The sequence below is a fragment of the Terrabacter ginsenosidimutans genome, from assembly GCF_039539425.1.
Classification (GTDB): Bacteria; Actinomycetota; Actinomycetes; order Actinomycetales; family Dermatophilaceae; genus Terrabacter; species Terrabacter ginsenosidimutans.
In genome coordinates this window covers 107,855-133,286 of sequence record NZ_BAABDC010000006.1, presented here as the reverse complement: position 1 = coordinate 133,286, position 25,432 = coordinate 107,855, and the positions used below count along the sequence as shown (strand labels likewise).

Genomic DNA, 25,432 nt, shown 5'->3' with positions numbered 1-25,432 from the left:
ATCCGCGGCGGCGAAGGTGTGGTGGCACAGCGACATTCCCCATCGCCCACACCTCCGGGGCACCAACCCTCTGGAGGTGAACGGAATGCAACCAAACCCGACCACGACCCGTGCTCCGCGCGTGCTCGCAGGCGACCTCGGCTCCGTCGAGTCCGGTCAGCCGGCGACGCTCGCCGGGTGGATCCACCGGCGCCGCATCCTCGCGAACGTCACGTTCCTCGTCCTGCGCGACCGTTCGGGCCTGGCCCAGGTCGTCGTCAAGGACCGCGACACCGTCGAGCAGCTGGCCGGGCTGCCCGAGGAGACCGTCGTCGAGGTGACCGGCATGGTCTCGGCGAACGAGTCCGCTCCCGGCGGCGCTGAGCTCGTCAAACCCACGATCACGGCGCTCACCGAGCCGGCGCTCGCGCCGCCGACCGAGCTGTGGCGGCCGACCTTCGGGGCCGGGCTGCCGACGCACCTGGACCACGCCGCCGTGACCCTGCGCCACCCCCGCCACCGGGCCGCCTGGCAGATCGCCGGGGCATCGATGCGTGGCTTCCGCGCGGCCCTCGGCGCCCTCGAGTTCACCGAGATCGCGACCCCCAAGCTCGTCGGCACCGCCACCGAGTCGGGCGCCAACGTCTTCACCGTGGACTACTTCGGCCGGACGGCCTATCTCGCGCAGAGCCCACAGCTCTACAAGCAGATGCTCGTCGGGGTCTTCGAGCGCGTCTTCGAGGTCGGGCCGGTCTTCCGCGCCGAGCCGCACGACACCGTGCGCCACCTCGCGCAGTACACCTCGCTCGACGCCGAGCTCGGCTTCGTCCGCGACCACCGCGACGTGCTCGCCGTGCTCCGCGAGGCGATCGCGGGCATGGTCGACGCGATCCGGGAGCATGCCGGCGACGCCGCTGCGCTCCTCGCGGTCGAGCTGCCGCGGGTGCCCGAGGAGTTCCCCGTCATCCATTTCAGCGACGCGCTGGCCAGGGTCGGCGCCGACCCGGACGAGCCCGACCTCAGCCCCGCGCACGAGCGCGCCCTCAGCGAGTGGGCCAAGACGGCATACGACTCGGACTTCCTTGCGGTGGAGGGCTACCCGATGGGCAAGCGACCCTTCTACACGCACCCGCAACCCGGTGACGAGCGGTGGAGCAACAGCTTCGACCTGCTCTTCCGGGGGCTCGAGCTGACGACGGGCGGGCAGCGCCTGCACCGGCCGTCGGACTACGCCGCGGCGATGGAGCGCACAGGAACCGACCCCGCGGTCCTCGCCGGCTACCTCGACGCCTTCGCCCACGGCATGCCTCCCCATGGCGGGTTCGCCATCGGTCTGGAAAGGTGGGTCGGGCGACTGACGGGCGCCGAGAACATCCGTGAGGTGACCCTCTTCCCGCGGGACCTGCACCGTCTGGAACCGTGACGAGTCGAGACCGGCCGGGAGATCCACAGGGACCGCACCGGCGTGTCGAGTTGCGCGTCATCGATTCGTTCTGTCGATCACTTCCCCTCCAGTCACATCTGCCCCTAGTGTTGCTTCTTGCACCTGCGTGCAGTTTCGCCGGAGGGGAAGCCGTCGACGCGCGGGTGCAACCCACCTGAAGATCGGGGTAACACATGTCGAATGAGCGCCAGCTCGCCGAGGTGCGGTTTCTGACCGTCGCCGAGGTCGCCTCGATCATGCGCGTGTCGAAGATGACCGTCTACCGACTCGTCCACGGCGGAGACCTTCCGGCCGTACGCGTCGGCCGCTCCTTCCGGGTTCCGGAGGATGCGGTGCACAAGTACCTGGAGACGTCCTTCATCGACACCGCGTGACTGCAGCGTCACGACGCACCCCGAAGGGGCGGCCTCGACCACCCGGTCGGGCCGCCCCTTCGGCATTCCCGCACGTGGGGGCCGGTGAGTGAGCGGATCCGCTTTTGGGATAGAGGCCGGCCACGCGCTAGTCTGTGAACCCTGTTCGGCTCGTGAAGTTCGACCTACCTCCTTGCGGGGGTGTCGACGCAAGTCGGCACCAGCTCAGTTCAAGGACACGTCTCAAAACTCACGACAAGGACAAACATGGGTTCTGTCATCAAGAAGCGCCGCAAGCGGATGGCGAAGAAGAAGCACCGCAAGCTGCTGCGCAAGACGCGCCACCAGCGTCGCAACAAGAAGTGACCTGACCAGCTCAGGAAACAGGGGCATCGCCCCGCACGCTCTCGACCCTCACCTCCGGTGGGGGTCGTTCGCGTTCCCGGGGTGGACGCCGGCGTGAGTGGCCGCCGAGTAGGTGCAACGGTCGAGAGGCTCGACACATCGCGCGCCGTAGGGCCCCGCGCGGGTACGAACCCGGCACGCTCTCGATAGGCTGCGATGGCGGGGGAGCGAGGTCTCCTCCGCCGCGCGTGCCGAAGCGAGTGGCCCTACGGGGCGCAGCACGTGCACGACGTGTCCGCACCGACCGACGACAGGAGGAGCCGATGGCCAAGGTCGTCCTGGTCACGGGGGTGTCGCGCTACCTCGGGGGCCTCTACGCCCGCCGGCTGTCGACGGACCCCTCGATCGAGCGGATCCTCGGCGTGGACGTGGTGCCGCCCAAGCACTCGATCGGCCGGGCCGAGTTCGTGCGCGCCGATATCCGGAACCCGATGATCGGGCGGATCATGGCGCAGGCCGAGGTCGACACCGTCGTGCACATGAACGTCATCGCCACGCCCAAGGACACGGGCGGGCGCGTGACGCAGAAGGAGATCAACGTCATCGGCACGATGCAGCTGCTCGCTGCGTGCCAGAAGTCGGAGTCGGTCTCGCGGCTCGTCGTGAAGTCCTCCGCCGCCGTCTACGGATCCTCGCCGCGGGACCCCGCCATGTTCACCGAGGACATGAACCCCAAGACGCTGCCCCGAACCGGCTTCGGCAAGGACTCCGTCGAGGTCGAGGGCTACGTCCGCGGCTTCTCCCGTCGTCGGCCCGACGTGGAGATCACGATGCTGCGCCTGGCCAACGTCGTCGGGCCGAGTATCCACACCGCCATCACCGACTACTTCGCGCTGCCGCTCGTGCCCATCCCACTGGGCTTCGACGCGCGCTTCCAGTTCATCCACGAGGACGACGCGACCGCGGCCATGATCCTGGCGACCACCGGACCCCCTGCGGGCATCGTCAACGTGGCAGGGGACGGCTTCGTCACGGTCACGCAGTGCACCGCGATCGCCCGGCGTCCGGTCGTCCCGGTGCCGCTCCAGGCAGCGGGCGTCATCGGCAACATCATCAAGCGCAGTGGCTTCGCCGACTTCTCGTCCGACCAGCTGACCTTCCTCGCGTTCGGCCGCGGGCTCGACACGGCGCGGATGCGCTCGGTGCTCGAGTTCGAGCCGCAGTTCACGACCCGCCAGGCGTTCGAGGACTATGCCCGCCACCTGCGGCCCGTGGTGCCCGGGGTCGAGGGCGTCGGTGAGGTCGTCAGCGACGCCGCCGGTGGCACCGCCGCAGCACTCTCCCGAGTCTTCGACAGGATCCAGCCGTGACCGCCGACCCGAGCAAGACCGCCGCGCCGAAGACGGCGGACCAGGCTGCCGTGCCGGAGGGGGCAGCGACGAAGCCGGCCGCCCAGGCCGCGACGCGGAAGCCGACGACGAAGAAGCCGACGACGAAGAAGTCCGGGGCAAAGAAGTCCGCGGCGAAGAAGCCCGCGCCCAAGAAGGCCACGACCAAGGCCACGACGAGGACAGCTCCGTCGAAGAAGGCCGACACGACGAACGGCACCTCCGCTCGACCGGCGCGCGGCGCGTTCGCCGCTGGAGCGGCCCGAGCGTCGGGCGAACGCCGGCGACGGAGCGGCACGCCGCTCGTCCCGGTCGCGCCGGTCGAGCTCAGCGCCGCTCGACGACTCGCCGCCGGAGCGGACTCCGCAGCGGACTCCGCAGCGGATGACGTCGTGGTGGCCGCCGTGACAGAGGGCCCGACCGAGCCCGAGACCCAGGCGTCCGCCACGCGGAAGGGGCAGGCGCAGACGCCCGAGACCACCGTGCGCGAACGGGCCGTCGCCGAGCCCACCGAGCCGACGGCGCCCACCACCGAGCCCACCACCGAGCCCACCGAGCCGACCGAGCAGGCAGAGGCGGCTGGTGCCGACGACCTCGCAGCGGACCTGCCGGCTGAGCCGACCCCGCCGCGCACCCGGCCCAGTCGAGCCTCCGTGCGCGCGAAGCGCCGGGCGACTCCAGGCGAGCCTGCGCGTCTGCGGGCCGTCCCGTCCGTCCCGGCGGCCTCGCCGGACGAGACGCCCGGCGCAGACCGGGCCACCCGGCATACGCCGGTGTCGACGGAGGGCGGCTGGGAGCACGCGCTCACCTCGGGGCTGCAGTCGCGCGCCGAGAAGCTCGTCGGTGCGGTGCTCGAGGGTGCCGAGTTCTCCTCGGAGTCGCGACCAGGCCCCACCGAGCTCGTGGAGCTCGCCGTCAACGTGCTGCGCGCGGCGGCGACCTCGGCAGGGGTGCCCGCGGAGGAGGTCGAGCGCCAGGTCGCCGAGACCCTCGCCTACCTGCGCCGCCGCCTCACCGGCGACTACACCGTCGACGAGTTCGGCTTCGACGAGGACTACACCGTCAACGTCCATCTGCCGCTGCTGCGCCCCTTCTACCAGAAGTGGTTCCGGGTCGAGGTGCGCGGCATCGAGAACATCCCCGACGAGGGCGGCGCCCTCGTCGTCGGCAACCACTCGGGCACCATCGCGATGGACTCGCTCATGACGCAGGTGGCCGTCTACGACGAGCACCCCCGCCACCGGCACCTGCGGATGCTCGGCGCCGACCTCGTCTTCCAGACGCCCTTCATCGGCACCATGGCACGGCGCTCGGGCACCACCCTCGCGGCGAACTCCGACGCGGAGCGGCTGCTCAGCGGCGGTGCGCTCGTCGGAGTCTGGCCCGAGGGTTTCAAGGGCGTCGGCAAGCCGTTCAGCGAGCGCTACAAGCTCCAGCGCTTCGGCCGCGGCGGCTTCGTCTCGGCGGCCCTGCGCGCCGGTGTGCCCATCGTGCCGGTCTCGATCGTGGGCGCCGAGGAGATCTACCCCATCCTCGGCAACATGCCGGCCGTCGCCCGGCTGCTCGGCCTGCCCTACGCCCCGATCACGCCGACGTTCCCGCTGCTCGGACCTCTCGGCCTGGTGCCGCTGCCGAGCAAGTGGCTCATCGAGTTCGGGCCGCCCATCGAGACCACGGGGTTCGGCCCCGAGGCGGCCGATGACCCGATGCTCGTCTTCGACCTCACCGACCAGGTGCGCGAGACGATCCAGCAGACGCTCTACAGCCTGCTGATGCAGCGCAAGTCCGTCTTCATCTGACACGGCTCAAAGCGGTTCTGCGCCGCACCCATCGCCCTCGGGTCAGGGCAGGATCCGGGTGGGCGCGAGCGTTGTCGGCAGCTTCGGCAGGCCGAGGGTCGTCGACGGCAGCGGGACCGTCGCGCCGGGCAGGGTGGCCCCGCCACCGCCGATCCCGATGGTCGACGACGTGACACCGACACCCGGCAGGCTCACCGTCGCGCCGGGCAGGGTGACCCCGCCACCGCCGGCAGCGACGGTCGAGGACCCGACCCCGGCTCCCGGAAGGTTGATCGTGCCGCCGGGCAGCGTCACGCCACCCGTGACCTTGACGCCGGGCAGGGGCAGGCCGCCGACGCCCGGCGCCGACGTGGCGGGCGGGCGGGACGCAGCTGCCGTGGGGCGGCCGGTCGTGGCCCCGGACGGCAGCGTGCCCGGGGCGGGCGTGCCGCTACCCGGGGTGCTGGGCCGGAGCGTTCCGGTGAGCCCGGCGAGTGTCTGCCGGGCAGCGGTGGCGCGTTCGCCGCACGCACCGCACTCGGCGAGACCGCGCAACGTCGCGAGCTCGCCCGCCCCGAGCAGGTCGCGGAGGCGCTGCCAGGCCGGCAGCGACCCGGTCGGCACGCGTGGACGCATCGCGTCGACCTGCGGGATGGCCCGCTTGTAGAAGTCCGACAGGTCGGTCAGCGCCTCGGTGCGCTGCTCGGTCCGGTAGACCTCCATGAGGATGGTCTGAGCCCGTCCCGTGGCATCCGTGGCCGAGTCGTATGCCGTGTCGAGGTCGTGCGTCGACGGCGTGCCTCCGTCGAGCAGCTCGCGGGCCTCGGTGATGTGCTCCTGGGCCTGGGCGAGGTAGGTCAGCCCCTCGTCGTAGCGTGAGCCGGCGAGCTGGATCGCGGCCCGGTCGAGGAGCTGCTTGACGCCGTAGAGCGCATCGCCCGGCACCGCCGAGCGGGAGGCGAACCCGAGGGCTCCACCGATGACGAGGATGCTGGCTGCGGCGGCGGCAATCAGCTTGAGGGGCCGTGCGGCGACCCGCAACACCGAAACGGTGCCGCCGGTGGGAGAGCCGTCGGGCTGACCGGAGTCAGGCGCCACGGGCAGGACGGGTGCAGTGGGTGGGAGCGAGGACGCGTCGTCGGCGAGCAGCCGGGCGCGCAGGTCGGAGACGAACTCGGCACGCGGGGCCAGGCCCGCCTGGTCGACGGCCTGGACGGCGTGGAGGACGGCGACGAGCTCGAGGATGCCCGGCTCGGAGACGTGCTCGCCGTCGAGGGCGCGCTGGAGCAGCTCGCCGTCGGCGTTCGCACCGAGGTCCATGTCGCCTCCTTCGTCTCTCGCATCGGTCGTGCTCTGTCGGTTCGTGCTGGGGGTGTCGCCGCCGTCAGGGCAGGAAGGATCTCCCCACCCGACCCGGCGGCCCGTGCGGGCCTGCCAGGTGACGGCATACGGCACGGCATACGGCACGGCAGGCGAGGTTCCGCGTGCCATGGTCTACGGCGAGGGGTGGGTGGTGCGGGTCGTTCTGCAGAGGCCGGAGCACCGTCATCGCTGCCATCGATCCGCCTGCATTCACGCGTTCCACGGTGGCGCCGGTCGGTGCCCCGAGCGTCGGAGCGGGCCCACACGCACCGTCCCTACGCCGTGAGAACGACGCAGGTGCCGAGTGGGTTACGCGGGTCACAGCTCGACTCCGTCCAGCGCCTTGCGCAGGGCGCGCGTCGCTCGCAGCTGCAGCTGCTTGACGGCTCCCTCGGACTTGCCGAGCACCTTCGCCGTGTCGGCGAGGCTGAGCCCCTGCAGGAAGCGCAGGGTGATGCACTCGGCCTGGTCCGACCCGAGGTTCCGGATCGCCGAGACGAGCCGCTCGTCGCGCAGCCGGGTCAGCACCTCGGTGTCAGGCGCGTCGACGCGCTCGTCGGCGTCGCGCATGTCGGCGGTCGCGACCTCGAAGCGGAACTTCGCCGACTTCACGTGGTCGGCGATGAGGTTGCGCGCGATGGTGACGAACCAGGCGGCGATGTCCTTGCCCTGCCACGTGAACGTGTCGATCCGGCGCATGGCCCGCAGGAAGGTCTCGGACGTCAGGTCCTCGGCGAGCGCCCGGTTGGCGACGCGGACGATGACGTAGCGGAAGACCGTGTCGACATAGACGTCGTAGAGCTGCGCGAACGCCTCCTTGTCGCCGCCCTGCGCGAGCTCGACGAGGGCCGCGATGCGGGCCTGCTCGTCCGCGTCCCGCTCGAGGTGCCGGCGCGGACCGTCGCCGGGGGAGGGCGGGCCGGTGCGGGTGAGCCCGGCACCGGCGCCTCCGTCGTCGGCCAGGGCCGACCAGATGGCGTCGAGCGCCGACCGCCACGTCGGCAGGACAGGCAGCCGGGCGATCGCCGGGAGAGCCGGGAGCGCGGGAGCGCCGGCCATCGAGACGAGTCCCGGGGGGACTGTCCGGGCAGGGCTGAGCGGCACTCGCGTCGGGGTCCTTCCCGACGCGGTGACAGGTCGGTGCCGGCGAGCCGGCGTCCTGTTCGCGCGCATCGTGCACAGTCTGTCGGAATGCGCCATCGCGCGGGAGTCTCACGACGTTTTGTGGCCGACCCGACGCCCGGTCCGGGCGAGCGTGCCTAGAGTTGGTCCATGAGCAGCGACCACCCCATCGCGGTGCCCGTGACGCCGTCGGCACCCCGCGTGGTCCTGCTGGGCCGTCCCGGGTGTCACCTGTGCGACCAGGCACGCGCCGTCGTCGAGCGGGTGACGCAGGAGCTGGGCGTGAGCTGGCAGGAGCACTCCATCGACGACGACCCCGAGCTGCTGCGGCGCTACGCCGAGCAGATCCCGGTCACCTTCGTCGACGGGCGGCGCCACGACTTCTGGAGGGTCGACGAAGGTCGTCTGCGTGCAGCCCTGACCTGAGCCCCGCACCGAGGCTCGACCCGGGCCCTGGTCCGTCGAGTCCGGTGACCTGCCTGCGGGGTGCGTCCCATGCCGTGGTAGGCCCGCGAAGTCAACTTTGTGCATGGGTTCACAAACGTCTAGCCTGAACTGGTCCCCACGTGCTTTGCGTTCGGGAAAAACGCCTCGTTTGAGAGGAGCCGGTGAGCAAGAGTGTCCGCCGACCCTGCACTGCGTCGAGAGATCCCCGACGCAACCGTCGCGCGGCTTCCCGAGTACCTGCGAACGCTCTCGCGCCTCGCTGAGGACGGCGTCCTGTCGGTCTCGTCCGAGGAGCTCGCGGCCGAGGTCGGGGTGCGCTCCGCGCAGCTGCGCAAGGACCTAAGCCACCTCGGCTCCTACGGAGTGCGCGGCGTCGGCTACGACGTCGAGACGCTCGCCCTCGAGATCTCCCGGGCCCTGGGCCTGACCGAGGACTGGCCGGTCGCCATCGTCGGGATGGGCAACCTCGGGCACGCGCTCGCCTCCTACTCCGGCTTCGTCACCAAGGGCTTCCGCATCGTCGGGCTCTACGACGACGACCCGGCCCTCACCGACGAGCGCATCGTCGGGATCGCGATCCGCCCGCTCGCCGAGCTGAGCGCCGACCACGCCGTGGACCCGATCGCCATCGGCGTCATCGCGACTCCCGCCCCCGCCGCCCAGGCCGTCTGCGACGCCCTCGTCGGCGCCGGGATCAGCTCCATCCTCAACTTCGCCCCGGCCGTGCTGTCCGTGCCGAGCGGCGTGGACGTACGCCGTGTCGACCTCTCGACGGAGCTGCAGATCCTCGCCTTCCACGCCCAGCGCAAGTCGCTCGCCGCGGGAGACCTCCAGTCGGCGGTGGTCGCGCAATGAGCCTGCTCGTCATCGGACTGTCCCACCACACGGCGCCGCTGTCGGTGCTCGAGGCGCTCTCGGAACGTCCCGACCGGGCGGAGGCCATCGCGGCGTCGGTGCTCGGATCGGCCACGGCCACCGAGGCCGTCGTGCTCTCGACGTGCAACCGCCTCGAGGTGTACGCGTCGGTCCCGGCCTTCCACCCCGCCGTCGCCGCCATCGGTGAGGCGCTCGCGCTCGCTGCCGGCATCGAGGAGCCCGAGGGGGCGCGTCCGGTCGCCGAGCTGCCTCCGGGCGACCCGGCCGATGCGCTCGCCGCCCGGGCCGAGGCGCTCGCCGACCACCTCTACGTCCGTTACGACGACGCGGCCGTGGCGCACGCGTTCACCGTCGCCTGCGGGCTCGACTCGATGGCCGTCGGGGAGTCCCAGATCCTCGGACAGATGCGCGACTCGCTCGCCGGTGCCCAGGGCCGCGGGCAGGCCGGGGAGTCGCTCAACGCGCTCTTCCAGGGCGCTCTGCGCGTCGGCAAGCGCGCCCACACCGAGACCGACATCGACCAGCACAGCGTCTCGCTCGTGCAGATCGCGCTCGAGGAGGCATCGGCGGTCCTCGGGCCTCTCCACGGCGCCCCCACGGCCGTGGTCGGCGCCGGCGGGATGAGCGGCCTCGCCGCCGCGACGGCGCGTCGGCAGGGTGTCGACCCGCTCGCGATCGTCAACCGCACCCCCGAGCGCGCCGAGCGGCTCGCGACCTCGACGTCGGGCGTGGCCCGTGCGTGGGCCGAGCTGCCCGACGTCCTCGCCGAGAGCGACCTCGTCATCACCTGCACCGGAGCCGTCGGACACGTCATCACCGCCGAGATGCTCGAAGAGAGCGCGGCACGCCGTGACGGACGGCCCCAGGTCGTCGTCGACCTCGCCCTGCCGCGCGACGTCGAGCCCGTCGACTCCTGGGTCCGCCCGGTGCGGGGCGTGACGCTCATCGACCTGCAGGCACTGGGCCTGCTGCTCGAGGGTCGTGCCGACACGACGCAGGTCGTCCGGGTGCGCGAGCTCGTCACCGGCGAGGTCGCCGACTACCTGACCCGTCGCATGGAGAAGTCGGTGGCCCCGACCGTGGCCGCGCTGCGGGCCCGGGCGGCCGCCCTCGTCGCGACCGAGATGGACCGGCTCGACCAGCGCCTTCCCGAGCTCGACGAGACGACGCGGGCCGAGGTCGGTCTCGCCGTCCACCGGATCGTCGAGAAGCTGCTCCACACGCCGACCATGCGCGTCAAGGAGTTCGCCATGGAGGGCAGCGGAGACGACTACGCCGCGGCCCTGCGAGAGCTCTTCGACCTCGAGCCCAAGGACGTCGCCAACGTGTCCACGCCCCCGAAGCGGGCCCAGCCATGACCACCCTGCGCCTCGGCACGCGCCGCTCCGCCCTCGCCACCACCCAGTCCGGCTGGGTGGCCGACCGGCTGCGCGAGGCCGGTCACGAGGTCGAGCTCGTCGAGATCACCACCGAGGGCGACGTGTCGGGGGAGCTGCTCACCGCCATCGGCGGCACCGGCGTCTTCGCGGCAGCCATCCGCCGAGCCCTGCTCGACGGTCGCATCGACGTGGCCGTCCACTCCCTCAAGGACCTACCGACCACGCCCGAGCCCGGTCTCGTCGTCGCTGCCGTGCCGGTGCGCGAGGACAGTCGCGACGTGCTGGTGGCGCGCGACGGCCTGACGCTCGGCGAGCTGCCCGCGGGCTCGGTCGTCGGCACCGGTTCACCGCGTCGCACGGCCCAGATCGCCGCCCTCGGACTCGGCGTCGAGATCCGACCGATCCGCGGAAACGTCGACACGAGAATCGGATTCGTGTCCTCCGGTGCGCTCGATGCGGTCGTCCTGGCGCGCGCAGGGCTCGCTCGTCTCGGACGCCTCGGCGAGGCCACCGAGGTCATCGACCCCATCCAGGTCCTCCCCGCTCCCGGGCAGGGCGCCCTCGCGGTCGAGTGCCGGTCCGACCGCGACGACGTCGTGGCCGCGGTCTCGGTGCTCGACGACCCCGAGACCCGGGCGTGCGTCGTCGCCGAGCGCTCACTGCTCGCAACGCTCGAGGCCGGGTGCACCGCGCCCGTCGGGGCACTCGCCGAGGTCGTCGAGGGCGACGACGGTCTCGAGCTGTCGTTGCGTGCCTTCGCCGGCACCGAGGACGGCTCCGTCGAGCTGCGCCGCTCGCTCGTCGGGCCCTACGACGAGCCGGAGGCCCTCGGCTCACGGCTCGCCCACATCCTGCTGGAGGACGGCGCCGCCGACCTCCAGGTCGCCACGCCAGCTGGACCTGTCCCAGACCACGCCCCACACCAACCGGAGCAAGTTTCGTGACTCCTTCCCGCCAGCCGTCAGAGCAGACGGACCCGACTCCCACCCACGCGACGACGCACGCGACGACGCCGGCGCGGGTCGCCTTCGTCGGCTCCGGTCCGGGCGATCCCGGCCTGATGACGCTGCGCGGTCGCGACCTGCTCGCCGCCGCGGACGTCGTCGTGCTCGACCGCATCGCCCGTGACGACGTCGTGCTCGAGCACACCCGTCCCGACGTCGAGATCATCGATGCCGGACACGGCGAGCAGGGTCAGGAGCTCACCCATGCGGTGCGCGCCAAGCTCGTCGTCAAGGCCGCGAAGTCCGTGGGCCCGAGCGGTCTCGTCGTGCGCCTCATGGACGGGGATCCCGCGACCTTCAACGGCCTCGTCGAGGAGGTGCGCGCCTGCCGCAAGGCCGGTGTCACCTTCGACGTCGTGCCGGGCGTCTCGGCCCTCACGGCCGGCCCGACGTATGCCGGGGTGCCGCTGACCTCGAAGTCCACCGGCGCCGTCCACGTCGTCGGTGTCGAGCGCACCGGTGTCGACTGGTCCGCCTACGCGGCCGACACCGACACCCTCGTGCTCCTCGGTGGCACCGACGGCATCCGCAGCGCGCTCAGCGCGCTGCGCGCCGCCGGACGGCCTTCGGACTCGCTCGTCGTCCTGACGGCCCGCGGCACGACGGTGCGCCAGTCGTCCGTCGCCACGACCCTCGGCGAGGCGGACGGCGTCTTCGGCGGCAAGGAGCCTCTCGAGGTCTCCCTCGCCGTCGTCTCGCCGAACGTCGCCCTGCGTGACGAGTTCTCGTGGTTCGAGTCCAAGCCGCTGTTCGGCTGGAAGGTCCTCGTGCCGCGCACCCAGGCGCAGGCGGGTTCGATGGTCGAGCGCCTCGCCGGCTACGGCGCGACGGCAGACGTCGTCCCCACGATCTCGGTCGAGCCGCCGCGCACGCCGCAGCAGATGGAGAAGGCCGTCAAGGGCCTCGTCACGGGCCGCTACGAGTGGGTCGGCTTCACGTCGGTCAACGCCGTGCGTGCCGTGCGCGAGCGCTTCGAGGAGTTCGGCCTCGACGCCCGCGCCTTCGCCGGTCTCAAGGTCGCCGCCGTCGGTGGCGTCACTGCGGCTGCCCTGCGCGAGTGGGGGATCAACCCCGACCTCGTTCCTGCCGGCGAGCAGTCGGCGGCCGGGCTCCTCGAGTCGTGGCCCGAGTTCGACGAGGTGCTCGACCCGATCAACCGGGTCCTGCTGCCGCGCGCCGACATCGCGACCGAGACGCTCGTTGCCGGCCTGCGCGACATGGGCTGGGAGGTCGACGACGTGACCGCCTACCGCACCGTGCGCGCCGCGCCGCCGGCCGCGCACATCCGCGACGCCATCAAGGGCGGCGACTACGACGCCGTGCTCTTCACGTCGAGCTCGACGGTCCGCAACCTCGTCGGGATCGCCGGGAAGCCCCACGCCGCAACGGTCGTCGCGTGCATCGGTCCGGCCACGGCCAAGACGGCACAGGAGCACGGGCTTCGTGTGGACGTCCTCGCGCCGGAGGCCTCGGCCATCAGCCTCGTCGACGCCCTCGCCGGTCACGGCGTCGGACTCGCCGTCGCTGCGGCAGAGGCCGGCCAGCCCGTGCAGCGTCCCAGCGACAAGCGCCCGGCCTCGCGCCGCCGCGCCCGCTGAGAGGAGCCTCCGGATGATCGAGCGTCCCCGTCGCCTGCGCCAGAGCCCCGTCCTCAGGTCGCTCGTCGCCGAGACCCGGCTGCACCCGCGCGACCTCGTGCTGCCGGTGTTCGTCGGCGAGGGGCTGACGCGGCCGCACCCGATCGCGAGCATGCCGGGCGTCGACCAGCACACGCTCGAGACCGTCGTCGAGGTCGCTCGACGCTGCGTCGAGGCCGGTCTCGGCGGGATCATGCTCTTCGGCGTGCCCCAGCACAAGGACGCGACGGGCACGGGCGCCGTGGATCCGGACGGCATACTCAACGTGGCCCTCCGCGCCGTCCGCGAGGCGGTCGGCGACGACCTCGTCGTGATGGCCGACACGTGCCTCGACGAGTTCACCGACCACGGGCACTGCGGCGTGCTCGACGAGCAGGGCCGTGTCGACAACGATGCGACGAACCTGCTCTACGCCGAGATGGCCGTCGCGCAGGCTCGGGCCGGCGCCCACGTCGTCGCCCCCTCGGGGATGATGGACGGCCAGGTCGCCGTCATCCGAGAGGCGCTCGACGCGGAGGGCCTCACCGACACGGTGATCCTCGCGTACTCGGCCAAGTACGCGTCGGCGTTCTTCGGGCCGTTCCGCGAGGCCGTGCAGTCGAGCCTGCAGGGCGACCGACGCACCTACCAGCAGGACCCCGCCAACATCGTCGAGTCGCTCCGCGAGATCGACCTCGACATCGCAGAGGGCGCCGACATGGTCATGGTGAAGCCCGCGATGTCCTACCTCGACGTCGTCTCGGCGGCCGCCGAGCGGTCGTCGGTGCCGGTCGCGGCCTACCAGGTGTCGGGCGAGTACTCCATGATCCACGCGGCCGCCGCGAACGGCTGGATCGACCTCCGGGCCGCCGCCATCGAGTCGCTCACCTCGATCCGCCGTGCCGGCGCGCAGGTCGTGCTGACGTACTTCGCGCTCGACGTGGCCGAATGGACCGCCTGACACCACTACCATCTGTGCAATCGCAGGAGGTTGACATGTCAGGAACAGGGGACGACGGCGTGCGCTGGCTCAGTGACGCCGAGCAGTCGTCGTGGCGCGCCATCCTGCGCGGGACGAGGCTGCTCGAACGCGCGCTCGACGACGCCCTCGGCGACGCCGGGCTGCAGCTGAGCGAGTACGAGATCATCTCGATGCTGTCCGAGAGCGAGAACCACCGGCTGCGGATGAGTGAGCTCGCCGCGATGGTCGTCCAGTCGCGCAGCCGCCTGACGCACACGGCGAAGCGGCTCGAGGACCGGGGCTGGGTCACCCGCGAGCAGTGCGCCGACGACAAGCGCGGCGTCGAGCTGGTGCTGACCTCGGGCGGCCTGGCGGCCGTGCGCGACATCTCCCGCGTCCACGTCGAGAGCGTGCGCGACAACCTCGTCGACATCATGACGCCGGCCCAGTTCAGGGCGATCGGCGACGCGATGGGCATCGTGCGCGACCACCTCGACCCGGGCAGCGCCAGCGGACGCTGACCGGGCCCCACCGGCCCCATGGCGTATGCCGTGCGTCGGGCACCCGTGCGGGTTGAGACACTGGGGTCATGAGCTCGCAGCCCCTACCCGTCCAGACCGACTCCGACGCGCCGGCGTCCGCAGCGCTCCTCGCGCGCGCCGCCGAGGTGATCCCCGGTGGTGTGAACTCCCCGGTGCGTGCGTTCCGGGCGGTCGGTGGCACCCCGCGTTTCATGGCGAGCGGGTCGGGCCCGTGGCTGACCGACGCCGACGGCAAGCGCTACGTCGACCTCATCTGCTCGTGGGGTCCGATGATCCTGGGCCACGCCCACCCGGACGTCCTTACGGCGGTGACCGAGGCTGCGGCACACGGTTTCTCGTTCGGCACGCCCAGTGAGAACGAGGTGCGGCTGGCCGAGGAGATCGTGGCCCGCGTCGAGCCCGTCGAGCAGGTGCGCCTCGTCAACTCGGGCACCGAGGCGACGATGTCGGCCATCCGCCTCGCACGAGGTTTCACGGGCCGCGACGTCATCGTGAAGTTCGCCGGCTGCTATCACGGCCACGTCGACGCGCTGCTCGCCTCGGCCGGTTCGGGGGTCGCCACGTTCGCCCTGCCCGACTCCGCCGGGGTGCCGCGGTCGAGCGCCGGCGAGACGATCGTCCTGCCCTACAACGACCTGCCTGCCCTCGAGGCCGTCTTCGCCGAGCGAGGACACGAGATCGCCGCGGTCATCACCGAGGCCGCGGCCGGCAACATGGGCGTCGTCCCCCCGGCTCCCGGCTTCACGGAGGGCCTGCTGCGCGTCACCAAGGCGCACGGCGCCCTGCTCGTCTCAGACGAGGTGATGACCGGCTTCCGCTGCAGCGCGTCCGGCTTCTACGGCCTCGAGGGGCCGTATGCCGCGGGCGCGCCCGATCTCTTCACCTTCGGCAAGGTCATGGGTGGCGGTTTCCCGACGGCGGCCTTCGGTGGCCGCGCCGACGTCATGGCGCTGCTCGCGCCGCTGGGGCCCGTCTACCAGGCCGGCACCCTCTCCGGTAACCCCGTCGCGTCGGCCGCCGGCCTCGCCACGCTGCAGGGCTGCACCCCCGCCGTCTACGAACGGCTCGACGTGGTCTCCCACGCCATCGCCGGCGCCGTGGCGAACGAGCTGACCGCGGCCTCGGTGCCCCACACGATCCAGTGGGCCGGGTCGATGTTCTCCGTCTTCTTCCGAGACGGCGCGGTCACGAGCTACGACGACGCCAAGGACCAGGACACCGGCGCCTTCCGCCGCTTCTTCCACGCGATGCTGGGCCAGGGCGTGCACCTCCCGCCGAGCGCGTTCGAGTCCTGGTTCGTCTCGGCCTCGCACGATGACGCGGCCGTCGACCACGTGCTGGCGGCTCTCCCCGCCGCCGCTCGGGCCGCCGCCACCCCCGACTGACGGCACCGGCGAGCCGAGCCGGCCACACGGCATACGCCCGGCCGGCTCGGGTGGGTCGGGCATTGTGTGCCCGCCGCGGGTGGAGGACGCTGGTCGGTGACGGCGGCGCCGTCCGGGTGCCGCCCCGACCGGAGGAGGTGGGGTCGTGCACGCACGCTCCACGACTGTCATGGGCCGACCCGGCATGATCGAGACCGGCATCGCGCACGTCCAGGACGTGGTGATGCCGCAGGTCAGGGCGATGGACGGCTGTGTCGGTCTGTCGATGGTCGCCGACCGCATCAGTGGCCGGTGCATCGTGACGACGGCCTGGCGCGACGAGGCCGCGATGCGCGCCACCGCCGAGAGCGTCGCACCGCTCCGACAGCAGGCCGCAGACCTCCTCGGCGGCGAAGCGACGGTCGACGAGTGGGAGATCGCCTACCTCCACCGCGACCACCGGGTCGCCGACGGTTGCTGCGCCCGGGTGACGTGGTCCGAGTCGGACCCCGCGAAGGTCGACAGCATCATCGAGGCCTTCCGCATGGGGATCATGCCCAAGGTGGAGCAGCTCGAGGGCTTCTGCAGCGCAAGCCTCTTCGTGGACCGAGCCGCCGGACGGTCATGTGTCACCGCGACGTACGACTCGCCCGAGGCCATGATGGCGAACCGCAACGCGGCGATGGGGCTGCGTGCCGACCTCGTGCAGGAGACCGGCATGAGAATCACCGAGATCGGCGAGTTCTCCCTCGCCATCGCGCACCTCGACGTGCCCGAGCTCGTCTGATTCCGTCGGGCCCGGTGCGCCCGCTGCCCTGCTAGTGGACGGCGGCGAGGAGCACGCCCACGCCGACGAAGAGTCCGCCGAAGACGCGGTTCAGGGTGCGCTGACCCGACTCTCGCTGGGTCAGCCGCCCGAGCCCGCGTGCCGCCGCGGCGAAGAAGAACCACATGACGACGACGTCGATGGCGATGATCGTCGCGGCGAGCACGGCGTACTGCGGCAGCAGCGGCCGCTCCGGGCGGATGAACTGTGGGGTGAAGGCCAGGAAGAAGACGACGGCCTTGGGGTTGGTGAGGTTGACGAGCAGGCCACGTCGGAACATCGACCACGCCGGCTCGCTGGCCGTCTCGCCGACCCGGGCGACCCCCGCACGCGAGCGGAACTGCCGCACGCCGAGGTAGACGAGATAGGCGGCACCGGCATACCGGATGACATTGAAGAGCACGGGGGAGCCGGCCACGAGCACCCCGACGCCCGCGGCCACCACGGCGATGTGCGCGAGCAGCGCCACCTGCTGGCCGAGGATGCCCCAGATCGAGCGGGACCAGCCGGACCCCAGCGAGTTCGCCATCGTGTTGACCGCCCCGGCGCCCGGGGTGAGAGAGATGAGCGCGCCCGCCGCGACGAGCGTCAGCCAGAGTGACCATGACACGTCACGGAGTCTAGGTCGGGCCGTCCCGCCCCCCGGCCGGCGTTCCACCGACGTCGCCGCCCGCCAGTGCACGTCGATGCACGTCGATGCACGTCACAGGGGGTGCACAGGCTCGGATGCGGATTCGGTCCTGAGCACGACGTTTGAGAGACTGTCGCCCATGGGTCAGAGCACGAGCGGGGCGGCGCCGGGCGCCGGCGACCTCACCGTCGTGCACCTGATGCGGCACGGAGAGGTCCACAACCCCGACGGCGTGCTCTACGGCCGGCTCGACGGCTTCCACCTCTCCGAGCTCGGTCGCGAGATGGCGCGCCTCGTCGCGGCCCACCTCGAGACCAACGACATCACCCACGTCGTCGCGTCACCGCTCGAACGGGCCCAGGAGACGGCCGCCCCGATCGCGGTCGGCCACGAGGTGGAGATCACGACCGACGTGCGGGTCATCGAGTCGGAGAACCAGTTCGAGGGCCGCAGCGTCGGCCTGAGCGACCTGCTCCACCCGCGCAACTGGCGCCTCTTCACCGACATCACCAAGCCGTCGTGGGGCGAGCCCTACGAGGACATCGCCGTGCGCATGCTGGCGGCCATCGCCGACGCGCGCGCCGCCGCCCGTGGCCACGAGGCCGTCGTCGTGAGCCACCAGCTGCCCGTCTGGACGGTGCGCAACAAGCTCGAGGGGCGGCGGCTGTGGCACGACCCCCGCAAACGGGAGTGCACGCTCGCCTCCCTGACCTCACTGACCTACCGCGGCGACGAGCTCGCCTCGATCACCTACTCCGAGCCGGCTGCCGAGCTGGTTGCCAGGGCCAGCAAGAGCGTGGGCGCCTGATGGACCACCTCGACCGACGCACCGCACTGCGGTGGGCCGCCGTCGCCATGGCCGGAAGCCTCGTGACCTTCGCCGCCGCGTGCTCGTCGGACCCGAACTCCGTTGCGGACCAAGCCCGTTCGGGGGACCGCAAGGGTTACGTCGCCGGTGACGGCTCGATCGAGCAGCTACCCGTCACCGACCGCGGAGAGCCGGTGAAGCTCGAAGGCACGACCCTCGAGGGCAAGCCGTGGAGCAGCGCCGACCGTGCGGGCACGGTCCTCGTCATCAACGTCTGGGGATCATGGTGCCCGCCATGCATCAAGGAGACCCCCGACCTCCAGAAGGCGTGGGAGACCGTGCAGGCCAAGGGCAAGAAGGTCGAGTTCATCGGCCTCGACAAGCTCGAGGGACCTGAGACCGGCCTCGCCTTCCAGACGGCCAACAAGGTCACCTACCCCTCGCTCGCCTACGACGGCGGCGTGCCGATCCTGTCGCTCCAGGGCAAGGCCTCAGCCACCCCGACGACCCTCGTGCTCGACCGTCAGGCCCGCATCGCTGCCCGCGTCTCCGGGCCCGTCTCGACGACGACCCTGCTCGGCCTCGTCGACGACGTCCTCGCCGAGGGGGCCTGAGGCCGCCGTGACCACCGAGCTCGCCTCCGGGTCGCTCCTCGCAGCCGCCCTCGTCGCCCTCGTGGCCGGGTTCGTCTCCTTCGCCTCGCCGTGCGTGCTTCCGCTCGTCCCCGGCTTCCTCGGCTACGTCACCGGCCTGTCGGACGTGTCGCTGGAGAAGCGGTCCCGGGGCCGGCTCGTGCTGGGAGCGCTGCTCTTCGTCCTCGGCTTCACCGTGGTCTTCCTCGTCGCCGCTGCGGCCGTCTCGGCCGTCGGCCTCGCCTTCCGCGAGCACCAGAGCGCACTGCTGCGCATCGGGGGAGCGGTGGTGCTCGTCATGGGTCTGCTCTTCCTCGGGGTCGGCCGGTCGTATGCCGTCCCGGTCAGCTGGCGACCGCGTGCCGGTCTCGCCGGGGCTCCCCTGCTCGGCGCCGCCTTCGCGATCGGCTGGTCACCCTGCATGGGTCCCACGCTCGGTGCCATCCAGGCCATGGCAGCCCCGATCTCGGCCGAGTCCGGATCGATCGGCCGGGGCCTGGCCCTCGCCGGCATCTACTCGATCGGACTGGGCCTGCCCTTCGTCCTCATGGCCGCCCTCTGGGAGCGCGCCGGCACGGCGAGCGACTGGCTGCGCCGGCACCGCCGAGCCCTGCAGAACGTCGGCGGCCTGCTCCTCGTCGCCGTGGGCCTGCTCATGCTGACCGGGGTCTGGGAGGACGTCGTCGTCTGGATCCAGGTGCGGCTCGTCAACGGCTTCCAGGTGGCGATCTGACATGAGCACCGACACCAACTCCTCCACCGGGTCGGCGACCGAGCAGGACTCGGCGACCGCGAACGGTGGGGTGAGCACCAAGGACGCCCGCGGCCTACGCAAGGGGATGCGGCCCGACCGCCAGGAGCCGACGCTCCCGACCCTCGGCACCATCGGCATGCTCCGCTGGGGATGGCGCCAGCTGACGAGCATGCGCACCGCGCTCTTCCTGCTCCTGCTGCTCTCGATCGCGGCCGTGCCCGGCTCGATCTTCCCGCAGCGCAACATCGACGCCGGCCGCGTCGCCGACTACATCGCGCAGAACCCTCGCAGCTCACCGTGGCTCGACCGGCTCGGTTTCTTCGACGTCTACGCGTCCCCGTGGTTCTCGGCGATCTACCTGCTCCTCTTCGTCTCCCTCGTCGGCTGCATCGTGCCGCGCACCAAGGTGCACCTGTCGGCGCTGCGCTCGACCCCGCCACGGGCGCCCGCCCGGCTGAAGCGTCTCGACGAGCACGCCGAGCTCACGACGACCCTCTCGGCCGACGAGGCGCTCGCCGCGGCGCGGTCGGTGCTGAAGCGCAAGCGGTTCCGCCTGCACTCGCACGACGCCACGAGCATCTCGGCCGAGTCCGGGTACCTCCGTGAGACCGGCAACCTGCTCTTCCACCTGGCCCTGACCGGCATCATCATCGGCATGGCCGTCGGGCACCTGCTGGGGTGGCGCGGCGACATCATCCTCGCGGAGGGCGACAAGTTCGCGTCGTCGGCGGGCACCTACAACACGATCTCGCCGGGTCCCTGGGTCGACACCGAGAGCCTGCCGCCGTTCGTCCTGGCGCTCGACAAGCTCCACGTCGAGTTCAACGAGACCCCCGGCCGCGACTTCGGCAAGCCCCGGCTGTTCGACGCCCAGACGACGCTGCAGAGCTCGCCGGGCGCACCGAAGAGCAGCGAGAACGTCTCGGTCAACCACCCGATCACCGTCGACGGTGCCGACATCTTCCTGCTCGGCAACGGCTACACGCCGGTCATCACGGTGCGCGACGCGAAGGGCTCGGTGCTCTACCGCGAGGCGACCCCGTTCCTGCCGCAGGACCCGAACTACCGGTCCGTCGGCGTCATCAAGGTGCCCTCGGCGTCCCCGAAGCAGCTCGGGTTCACCGGCTTCTTCCTGCCGACCGCGGAGCCGAGCTTCACCAACGGGCCCGTGTCGCTCTTCCCGGACGCGAAGAACCCCGAGATCGCGATGTCCCTGTGGGAGGGCAACCTCTTCCCGGGCGGCGCGCCGCAGTCGGTCTACACGCTCAACACCGAGGAGATGAAGCAGGTGCTGCAGCCCAACGGCTCGCCGGCCCTGTTCCGCCTCAAGCCGGGCGAGACCAAGCAGCTGCCCGGTGGCCGTGGCTCGATCACCTTCGACGGCGTGAAGCGCTTCGCCGGCCTGTCGGTGCGCACCGACCCCGGCGCCCCGATCAGCCTCGTCAGCGCCATCCTCGCCACGCTCGGCCTCATCCTCGGCCTCACCATCAAGCGTCGCCGCGTGTTCGTGCGCGTGAGGCCTGCCCCGACGGGCGCCGCCGGCGGCGACCCCGAGGGCAGCCTCGACAGCCCTCCCGGCGCCGACGGGCGACCGGCTACCGTGGTCACCATCGGTGGCCTCTCGAAGGACTCCGACCCCGGGCTCGCCGCGATCGTCACCGCGATCACCTCCGGCGTGAACGACCGCCTTTCAGAACGGACCGACCGCTCGTGAACCTCGCAGCCAACGCCAACGCCGCGCTCTACGCGTCGATGATCGTCTACACGCTCGCCATGCTCGCCTTCACCTGGCACCTGGCGGCGCGCGCGCCGAAGGTGGCCGACTCCAAGGCCGCCGCGGACGTCGCCGCGAGCGAGCGCGAGAGCGTCCTCGTCGGTGCCGGCGCGCCCGCGACGACCGAGCGACGTCCGGCGACGCCGTATGCGGCGGGGCCCGGCTTCCAGGAGAGCCTCAAGAGCCGCCAGCGCGGCAGCATCGCGCTGATGCTGACCTACCTCGCGTCAGCGCTGCTCGTCGCGTCGGTGCTCATGCGGGGCCTCGCCGTCGGCCGGCCGCCGTGGGGCAACATGTTCGAGTTCGCGACAGCCGCTGCCGCCGCCGTGGGGGCCGCCTACAGCGTGCTCGCCAAGCGCAACAGCTGGCAGTGGCTCGGTGTCTTCATCGTGACGCCCATCCTGCTCGTGCTCGGCCTCGCGCTCACGGTGCTCTACACCGAGGCCGGCGAGCTCATGCCGGCCCTGAAGTCCTACTGGCTCGGCATCCACGTCTCGGTGGCGTTCCTCGCGGTCGCGTTCTTCACGCTCGCGTTCGCGGTCGGCCTGCTCTACCTCGTCCGGCTGCGCCGCGAGGAGAAGGCGCCGGCCAAGCCGAACTTCATCGAGTCGCTGCCGTCGTCCGCCTCGCTCGAGCGCACGGCCTACAGCCTCAACATGGTCGCCTTCATCCTGTGGACCTTCACGCTCATCGCGGGAGCCATCTGGGCGAAGCAGGCGTGGGGCGCCTACTGGCAGTGGGACCCCAAGGAGGTCTGGACCTTCGTCATCTGGACGGTCTACGCCGCCTACATGCACAGCCGGGCGACCGCCGGTGTCGACCACCGCAAGTCGATGTACATCGCGCTCGCGGGCTACGCCGCCGTGATCATCAACTTCACGCTGGTCAACCTCGTGTCGACCTTCGTGGGCATGCACAACTACTCGGGCATGTGACGGGGGTCTGAGATGGTCCGCTACTCCCTGCTCCGCATCCTGATCTTCTTCGGGTTCCTCTTCCTCTTCTGGCTCATCGGCCTGCGCAACAACCCGGTGCTGCTGCTCGGGGCGTCGGCCATCGCCTCGGCGGCAGCCTCGTACATCCTGCTGCGCGGCATGCGCGACGAGATCACGGCCAAGCTCGTGGACCGGCACGAGGCCAAGCTCGAGGCCAAGCACGAGGTCGACCCCACCAGCGACGAGTTCGCCGAGGACGCCGAGGACGAGCGTCCGCTCCACGACACCGACGCCGAGAACCCCCGCAACGCCGACCGCTGACACCCCGCCCCGTCGAGTGGCCGCGTCGTCACTCCTGCCCCAACGAGGCGTTGGTATGCGTGGGGCTGAGCGCTCACTCGAGTGACCGTCTCCGTCGAGTGAGGGCGGTTTCAGGGCGTGTGCGCAACGTCCCAGTCGAGTGGCCGCGTGGTCACTCCTGTCCCACAAGCGTTGGTACGCGTGAGGCTGAGCGCTCACTCGAGTGGCCGGGCGTGTGGGGCTGAGCGCTCACTCGAGTGGCTGGATGGCTGGGGTCAGGTGGGGAGGCCGAGGCCCGACGCGATGCGGGTCGCCGTCGCGGTCGCGTCGTCCCCGACACCGAACAGCAACGACGACCGGCGCCGGCGCAGGAAGTGGACGCCCACGAAGTGCAGGTCGGGCGCCACGACGCTCTCGCCGTCGACGTGCACCGGGAACCCCTGCGCGTCGACGAGGCCCGGGACCTCGATCCACTCCGTGTAGCGCGACCGGAAGCCGGTCGCCACGACCACCGCAGCGAAACCGCGCACGTCCAGCTCGGTCGGCGCCGTCGTGTCGAGTGCCCCGGGTTCCGGGATGTCGGGGACGGGGATGTGGTGGTCCCGGCACACGCCGACGACCGTGTCGCGCACGAACCGGAAGCCCGCGTCGCCGGCGGCGATGACCTCGGGCAGGTCGGGCGCGAACCGTGCCGTGTGCCCGTCGATCTCGTGCAGGTGGCCCACGAGGCGCACCCCGAGGGCGGCCAGCGTCCGGTAGTGCAGGTCGTGACCGCCCCCGGAGCCACTGGCCTGGATGTTGGCGCCGTGCCGCGCTGCAGGACTCGGCAGCTGTTCGGTCGTCTGCTCGTAGAAGGTCGAGTCCAACAGCCACTCGAAGAGGTCGCGCCCACCGACCCGCCGCAGGAACCACGGGGCGCGCCCGCACGCCATGACCACGTCGCGGCCGGCCAGGGCGAGCTCCTCGGCGATCTGGCAGGCGCTCTGGCCGCTGCCGACGACGAGCACGGCGCCGTCCGGCAGCGCGGACGGGTTGCGGTAGCCGAGCACGTCGACGCACAGGACGTCGGGCGCGAGGCCGGCCACGCCGGAGGGCCGGAGCGGCCGCTGGTAGGCGCCCGTCGCGACGACGACGACGCGGCTGCGGATCGTCCCACCGTCGGTGTCCAGCTCGTACCCGCCCTGCCGTGGCCTCAGCCCGTGCACGGGCACGCCTTCGCGCACGCGACCGAGCCGGCCGGCATACGCCCGCAGGTGCTGGGCGATCTCGGTGCGCGACATGAAGCCGCCGGGGTCGTCCCCGGCGTAGGCCGCGCCCGGGAGTCTCACGGTGTGGTTGGGACCGACGAGGGTGAAGCTGTCCCAGCGGCCCAGCCACGACGACCCGGGCTCGCTCGCCTCGAGGACGACGTGCTCGATCCCCCGGACACCGAGCTTGTGGCTGGTCGCGAGGCCGGCCTGGCCGGCCCCGATGACGACGACGTCGATCTCCTCGGCCACGCCACCACGGTGGCACCGGCAACCGCTCCGTGTCAGCCCAACGACAGCGACCGGTGGTATCGACGGCGGCCAGCCCGCCCTCGGACGCTCAGACCGTCAGGCGCGCCCGAGCGCTAGACCCACGGCGAGCAGCAGCGACCACGCGAGCTGGAACTGGCCGGTGCCGGCCAGCGCCGGAATGAGGCCGCGCCCGGTGGCGCGCCCCACGACCGCCTGCATCGGGCGGATGACGAGCGGCGCAGCCAGCAGGGCCAGCAGCGCCCACGGCGAGGTGAACGACGCGAGGCCCGTCATGACGAAGGCGACGGCGATCAGCGCCACGTAGAAGGTCCGGGTGCCGGACTCGCCCATGCGCACGGCGAGCGTGCGCTTGCCGTGCTCCCGGTCGGTCGGGATGTCGCGCAGGTTGTTGGCGACGAGGATGGCCGACGCGAGCGACCCGACGCCGATCGCGCCCCACCAGCCGGCTGCCGTGGGTGGGGTCATGGTCGCCATGGTCCCGATCGTCGCCACGAGCCCGAAGAAGACGAAGACGAAGACCTCTCCGAGGCCCAGGTAGCCGTAGGGCCGCGAGCCCCCGGTGTAGTACCAGGCGGCGACGATCGCGGCCGCGCCGATGGGGATCATGATCCACAGCCCCGAGAGGGCGACGAGCGCGAGCCCGACGAGACCCGCGAAGAAGAAGCAGGCGAAGGCCGCGATCTTGACCGATCGGGGCGCGGCGAGCCTCTGGCCGACCAGGCGGACCGGACCGACGCGCACCTCGTCGGTGCCGCGGATGCCGTCGGAGTAGTCGTTGGCGAAGTTGACCCCGACCTGCAGGGCCAGGGCGACGACGAGGGCGAGGACGGCATACGCCCAGACGATGTGACCGGTCTGGTAGGCGGCGCCGGTGCCGACGAGGATGGGGGAGACGGCGGCGGGCAGGGTGCGGGGGCGGGCGCCCTCGATCCACTGGGACAGGGTGGCCATGAGGTTCTGGGGGCGTCCTTCTACAGCTTGCGGAGGAAGTCGGGGTCGTCGTCGGGACCGAGCGGGCCGCGGGGGCCGGGCGGCCGCCGACCGGGCCGTCGAGGCGGGGGCCCGCCGCGTGAGCCGGCCCGACCGGCGAGGAGCCAGCCGACCGGGCCCAGGACGGGCACGAGCACGGCGATGAGCCAGACGGGCTTCGGCATCGTCCGCACGACGCGGCGGTCGGTCTGCACGCAGTCGACGAAGGCGTAGATCGAGGCGAAGACGACGAGGGCGATGAGCACCACGCGCAGCACGACGACCTCCTTCGGCGAGGGTGGGAACACCCTTATCTTGCCACC

The 25,432-nt window shown here is 71.7% G+C and carries 26 protein-coding genes; 20 read left to right on the top strand and 6 right to left on the bottom strand.

The features are described 5' to 3' along the window. The first annotated feature begins 85 nt into the window (after positions 1-85). The 5 genes from aspS (at position 86) to ABD831_RS17070 (ending at position 5,308) form a co-directional block, all read left to right on the top strand. Positions 86-1,402: an aspartate--tRNA(Asn) ligase gene (gene aspS / locus ABD831_RS17090; protein ID WP_344949352.1), complete on the top strand. Its 1,317-nt coding sequence runs from the start codon at positions 86-88 to the stop codon at positions 1,400-1,402. Between the two features lie 194 nt (positions 1,403-1,596). After that, complete coding sequence (locus ABD831_RS17085) at positions 1,597-1,797, top strand: helix-turn-helix domain-containing protein (protein ID WP_030195773.1); 201 nt, start codon at positions 1,597-1,599, stop codon at positions 1,795-1,797. A 246-nt stretch (positions 1,798-2,043) separates the two neighbouring features. Then, entirely contained in the window at positions 2,044-2,142 is a 99-nt protein-coding gene (locus ABD831_RS17080) for a 30S ribosomal protein bS22 (RefSeq protein ID WP_003792170.1), read from the top strand. 302 nt (positions 2,143-2,444) lie between these two features. Next, complete coding sequence (locus ABD831_RS17075; protein WP_344949348.1) at positions 2,445-3,491, top strand: NAD-dependent epimerase/dehydratase family protein; 1,047 nt, start codon at positions 2,445-2,447, stop codon at positions 3,489-3,491. Continuing rightward, positions 3,488-5,308 (top strand): lysophospholipid acyltransferase family protein, encoded by a 1,821-nt coding sequence (locus ABD831_RS17070; RefSeq protein WP_344949345.1) that lies wholly within the window; start codon positions 3,488-3,490, stop codon positions 5,306-5,308. Before ABD831_RS17075 ends, ABD831_RS17070 begins: the two co-directional genes overlap by 4 nt. 42 nt (positions 5,309-5,350) lie before the next feature. On the opposite strand, the gene ABD831_RS17065 is transcribed toward ABD831_RS17070, so the two are convergent. Beyond that, the gene (locus tag ABD831_RS17065; protein ID WP_344949342.1) at positions 5,351-6,607 is read right to left on the bottom strand and encodes a DUF5667 domain-containing protein; all 1,257 of its coding nucleotides are present in this window, start codon (positions 6,605-6,607) and stop codon (positions 5,351-5,353) included. A 360-nt stretch (positions 6,608-6,967) separates the two neighbouring features. Beyond that, positions 6,968-7,708, bottom strand: coding sequence for an RNA polymerase sigma factor (locus tag ABD831_RS17060; protein WP_344949339.1), 741 nt, complete (start codon positions 7,706-7,708; stop codon positions 6,968-6,970). A gap of 213 nt (positions 7,709-7,921) precedes the next feature. Here ABD831_RS17060 and ABD831_RS17055 point away from each other — a divergent pair, with 213 nt between their 5' ends. The 9 genes from ABD831_RS17055 to ABD831_RS17015 all read left to right on the top strand — a co-directional run bounded on the left by ABD831_RS17055 (position 7,922) and on the right by ABD831_RS17015 (position 16,747). Next, positions 7,922-8,197 (top strand): glutaredoxin family protein, encoded by a 276-nt coding sequence (locus ABD831_RS17055; RefSeq protein ID WP_344949336.1) that lies wholly within the window; start codon positions 7,922-7,924, stop codon positions 8,195-8,197. Positions 8,198-8,389: 192 nt separating this feature from the next. Next, complete coding sequence (locus ABD831_RS17050) at positions 8,390-9,073, top strand: redox-sensing transcriptional repressor Rex (protein WP_142179009.1); 684 nt, start codon at positions 8,390-8,392, stop codon at positions 9,071-9,073. Beyond that, a complete protein-coding gene (hemA, locus tag ABD831_RS17045; protein ID WP_344949322.1) occupies positions 9,070-10,452 on the top strand; it encodes a glutamyl-tRNA reductase in 1,383 nt (460 codons plus the stop codon). The genes ABD831_RS17050 and hemA overlap by 4 nt, the downstream gene beginning before the upstream one ends. Continuing rightward, positions 10,449-11,417 (top strand): hydroxymethylbilane synthase, encoded by a 969-nt coding sequence (hemC, locus tag ABD831_RS17040; RefSeq protein ID WP_344949318.1) that lies wholly within the window; start codon positions 10,449-10,451, stop codon positions 11,415-11,417. The genes hemA and hemC overlap by 4 nt, the downstream gene beginning before the upstream one ends. Next, entirely contained in the window at positions 11,414-13,075 is a 1,662-nt protein-coding gene (locus ABD831_RS17035; protein ID WP_344949315.1) for a bifunctional uroporphyrinogen-III C-methyltransferase/uroporphyrinogen-III synthase, read from the top strand. Before hemC ends, ABD831_RS17035 begins: the two co-directional genes overlap by 4 nt. A gap of 13 nt (positions 13,076-13,088) precedes the next feature. Continuing rightward, positions 13,089-14,054, top strand: a complete 966-nt coding sequence (hemB, locus tag ABD831_RS17030; RefSeq protein ID WP_142179005.1) for a porphobilinogen synthase — start codon at positions 13,089-13,091, stop codon at positions 14,052-14,054. Positions 14,055-14,089: 35 nt separating this feature from the next. Then, entirely contained in the window at positions 14,090-14,575 is a 486-nt protein-coding gene (locus ABD831_RS17025; protein ID WP_185744777.1) for a MarR family transcriptional regulator, read from the top strand. A gap of 68 nt (positions 14,576-14,643) precedes the next feature. Further along, entirely contained in the window at positions 14,644-15,981 is a 1,338-nt protein-coding gene (gene hemL, locus ABD831_RS17020; protein WP_344949305.1) for a glutamate-1-semialdehyde 2,1-aminomutase, read from the top strand. Positions 15,982-16,126: 145 nt separating this feature from the next. Continuing rightward, positions 16,127-16,747 carry a putative quinol monooxygenase gene (locus ABD831_RS17015; RefSeq protein WP_344949302.1) on the top strand — a complete coding sequence of 207 codons (621 nt, stop codon included), beginning with the start codon at positions 16,127-16,129 and terminating at the stop codon, positions 16,745-16,747. Between the two features lie 31 nt (positions 16,748-16,778). Here ABD831_RS17015 and ABD831_RS17010 read toward each other — a convergent pair whose 3' ends face one another. After that, positions 16,779-17,396 carry a LysE family transporter gene (locus ABD831_RS17010; protein WP_142179002.1) on the bottom strand — a complete coding sequence of 206 codons (618 nt, stop codon included), beginning with the start codon at positions 17,394-17,396 and terminating at the stop codon, positions 16,779-16,781. A 160-nt stretch (positions 17,397-17,556) separates the two neighbouring features. On the opposite strand from ABD831_RS17010, the gene ABD831_RS17005 reads away from it, so the two are divergent. From ABD831_RS17005 to ABD831_RS16980, 6 genes are read left to right on the top strand one after another with little or no spacing between them, the layout of a single operon-like run. Beyond that, a complete protein-coding gene (locus tag ABD831_RS17005; protein WP_344949298.1) occupies positions 17,557-18,225 on the top strand; it encodes a histidine phosphatase family protein in 669 nt (222 codons plus the stop codon). Continuing rightward, positions 18,225-18,839: a TlpA family protein disulfide reductase gene (locus ABD831_RS17000; RefSeq protein ID WP_344949295.1), complete on the top strand. Its 615-nt coding sequence runs from the start codon at positions 18,225-18,227 to the stop codon at positions 18,837-18,839. Before ABD831_RS17005 ends, ABD831_RS17000 begins: the two co-directional genes overlap by 1 nt. A gap of 7 nt (positions 18,840-18,846) precedes the next feature. Next, the gene (locus ABD831_RS16995; RefSeq protein WP_344949292.1) at positions 18,847-19,590 is read left to right on the top strand and encodes a cytochrome c biogenesis CcdA family protein; all 744 of its coding nucleotides are present in this window, start codon (positions 18,847-18,849) and stop codon (positions 19,588-19,590) included. 1 nt (position 19,591) lies between these two features. Next, positions 19,592-21,325: a cytochrome c biogenesis protein ResB gene (resB, locus tag ABD831_RS16990; protein WP_344949289.1), complete on the top strand. Its 1,734-nt coding sequence runs from the start codon at positions 19,592-19,594 to the stop codon at positions 21,323-21,325. Continuing rightward, on the top strand, positions 21,322-22,320 hold the full coding sequence (gene ccsB, locus ABD831_RS16985; protein ID WP_344949286.1) for a c-type cytochrome biogenesis protein CcsB: 999 nt from the start codon (positions 21,322-21,324) through the stop codon (positions 22,318-22,320). Before resB ends, ccsB begins: the two co-directional genes overlap by 4 nt. Positions 22,321-22,332: 12 nt before the next feature. Next, a complete protein-coding gene (locus ABD831_RS16980; protein WP_142178996.1) occupies positions 22,333-22,641 on the top strand; it encodes a DUF4229 domain-containing protein in 309 nt (102 codons plus the stop codon). Between the two features lie 254 nt (positions 22,642-22,895). On the opposite strand, the gene ABD831_RS16975 is transcribed toward ABD831_RS16980, so the two are convergent. The 3 genes from ABD831_RS16975 to ABD831_RS16965 form a co-directional block, all read right to left on the bottom strand. Continuing rightward, on the bottom strand, positions 22,896-24,119 hold the full coding sequence (locus ABD831_RS16975; protein WP_344949280.1) for a flavin-containing monooxygenase: 1,224 nt from the start codon (positions 24,117-24,119) through the stop codon (positions 22,896-22,898). A 96-nt stretch (positions 24,120-24,215) separates the two neighbouring features. Beyond that, positions 24,216-25,091 (bottom strand): 1,4-dihydroxy-2-naphthoate polyprenyltransferase, encoded by an 876-nt coding sequence (locus ABD831_RS16970; RefSeq protein ID WP_344949277.1) that lies wholly within the window; start codon positions 25,089-25,091, stop codon positions 24,216-24,218. 20 nt (positions 25,092-25,111) lie between these two features. Continuing rightward, positions 25,112-25,387: a PLDc N-terminal domain-containing protein gene (locus ABD831_RS16965; RefSeq protein ID WP_185744775.1), complete on the bottom strand. Its 276-nt coding sequence runs from the start codon at positions 25,385-25,387 to the stop codon at positions 25,112-25,114. Positions 25,388-25,432: the final 45 nt, after the last annotated feature.